Annotated in this window: 3 protein-coding genes; all 3 read right to left on the bottom strand. The window is 69.8% G+C overall.

The window, feature by feature from the left end; genetic code table 11:
* On the bottom strand, positions 1–286 hold a 286-nt coding region (locus IE249_RS25890; protein WP_189708420.1), incomplete at its 3' end, for a chaplin.
* Positions 287–432: 146 nt separating this feature from the next.
* Positions 433–666 (bottom strand): chaplin ChpH, encoded by a 234-nt coding sequence (gene chpH / locus IE249_RS25885; RefSeq protein ID WP_189708418.1) that lies wholly within the window; start codon positions 664–666, stop codon positions 433–435.
* Positions 667–822: 156 nt separating this feature from the next.
* Positions 823–2148 (bottom strand): M20/M25/M40 family metallo-hydrolase, encoded by a 1326-nt coding sequence (locus IE249_RS25880; RefSeq protein ID WP_189708416.1) that lies wholly within the window; start codon positions 2146–2148, stop codon positions 823–825.
* Positions 2149–2365 lie beyond the last annotated feature (217 nt).

Here is a 2365-nt window from a genome sequence, read left to right as displayed (position 1 = left end):
CGTGGCCGGAGTCGCCGTATCCGCCGGACGAGCCGCTGCCGCCGCCGTGGTTGGCACACGAGTTGCCGGCCGCCGGGTTGAGCAGCCCGACGACGTTCACGGTGTTGCCGCAGACGTTCACCGGAACGTGCACCGGAACCTGCACGGTGTTGCCGGAGAGCACGCCCGGGGAGCCCGACGCGGCACCGGCCGCGCCCGCGTCGGCGTGGGCGGCGCCGGTCGCGGCGGCGAGCACGCCGGTGGCCGCCGCCATGGTCATCAGGCCTTTGCGGGTGACCTGTCGCATAGTGATGAATTCCTGCTTTCGACTTTTCGGAAGACTTCGCGGAAACCGGCCGACCCCGGAGCGCATGGCGTACGCTCCGGGGCCGACTGGTTCAGAACCCGCCACGGAGTCGACGGAGCCGGACCCTCACGGGGCGGGGCACAACGTCAGCTGTTGATGCAGGTGTTGCCGAAGGTGGGGTTCAGCAGCCCGATCACCGAGATCGTGTTGCCGCAGACGTTCACCGGAACGTGCACGGGCGCCTGGACGACGTTGCCGGAGACGACGCCCGGGGAGTGCACGGCGGCACCCTGGGCACCGGAGTCGGCAGCGGCCATGCCGGCACCCGCGAGAACGAGTCCACCGGTGGCAACAGCGGCAGCGACGACCTTCTTGATCATTATTCCTCCTAGTTGGCAAACGCGATCCCGTTTTGCTGATCGCATTACCTGTAACGAGGACGGAGTAATGGAGCTACGAGCTTATGGTCGCATTCACCCTTCTCAGTCATTCCCGCACGCGCTGTCGAATTCCGAAGTCAATTGGCTGATGACCGGTCAGGAGGCGTCGATGAACCGGTCCAGCACGCGCACGCCGAACTTCAGCCCGTCCACCGGCACCCGCTCGTCCACGCCGTGGAACATGCCGGCGAAGTCCAGCTCCGGCGGCAGCTTCAGCGGCGCGAACCCGAAGCCGCGGATGCCGAGGTCGTCGAAGGACTTGGCGTCGGTGCCGCCGGAGAGCATGTACGGGATGGCCTTGGCGGCCGGGTCCTCGGCGACCAGCGCGGACTGCATGGCCTCCACCAGCGCGCCGTCGAAGGTGGTCTCCACGGCCTTGTCGGAGTGCACGTCCTCGCGCTTGACCCGCGGGCCGAGGATCCGGTCGAGGTCGGCGAGGAACTCCTCCTCGAAGCCGGGCAGGAACCGGCCGTCGACGTGCGCCGTGGCCTCGCCGGGGATGACGTTGACCTTGTAACCGGCGCCCAGCTGCGTGGGGTTGGCGGTGTTGCTCAGGGTGGCGCCGATGAGCTTGGCGATGCCGCCGAGCCGGGCGATGGTGCCGTCCATGTCCTCCGGGTCGAGCCGGACGCCGAGCGCGTCGCCGAGTTCGTCGAGGAAGGCCCGGGTGGTCTTGGTCACCCGGACCGGGAACCGGTGACGCCCGAGCCGCGCGACGGCCTCCGACAGCTCGGTGATGGCGTTGTCCCGGTGGATCATCGAGCCGTGCCCGGCGGTGCCGGCCACGGTGAGCTTCATCCAGTGCATGCCCTTCTCGGCCGTCTGGATCAGGTAGAGCCGCCGCTGTTCGCTGACGGTGAAGGAGAACCCGCCGACCTCGCTGATCGCCTCGGTCACACCCTCGAAGAGGTCCGGGTGGTTGTCGACCAGGTACCGGGCGCCGTACGTGCCGCCCGCCTCCTCGTCGGCGAGGAAGGCCAGCACGATGTCCCGCGGGGGCCTGCGGCCGCTGCGCAGCCGGTCGCGCACGACCGCCAGGGTCATGGCGTCCATGTCCTTCATGTCGACCGCGCCGCGCCCCCACACGCAGCCGTCCGCGACCTCGCCGGAGAAGGGGTGGTGCGTCCAGTCGACGGCGTTGGCCGGTACGACGTCGGTGTGGCCGTGGATGAGCAGCGCGGGCCGGGACGGGTCCTCGCCCTCGATGCGGGCCACGGTGGAGGCGCGGCCGGGGTGCGACTCGAAGATCTTGGGCTCGAGACCGACCTCGGCGAGCTTCTCGGCGACGTACTCGGCGGCCTTGCGCTCGCCCGGGCCCGAGTGGTCGCCGTAGTTGCTGGTGTCGATCTGGATCAGCTCGCGGCAGAGGTCCACGACCTCGTCCTCGCCGGTGACGCTCCTGGCCGTGTCCGTCTCGCTCACGCTGCTTCCTCCCGCTGTGTGCCGGCGGGCCGCTTCCTGGGCGGTCCGCCTGATGTGCCGGTGGTCCCCTCATCCTCCCCCCGACCCGGCCGGGCCCCAAGGGAGCCCCGGGCCCGTCACACGCCGTTCACGCGGGGAGGAGGGGTGATCGGGCACACCCGAAAGCCTGGTAATGTTTCCTTCGTCGCCGCGAGGGGAACCACGCGGTACACACCCC

This window comes from Streptomyces anandii JCM 4720, from assembly GCF_014650655.1.
Taxonomy (GTDB): domain Bacteria; phylum Actinomycetota; class Actinomycetes; order Streptomycetales; family Streptomycetaceae; genus Streptomyces; species Streptomyces anandii.
Note: the sequence above shows the minus strand (reverse complement) of the source record. Positions and strands in the feature narration are given on the sequence as shown.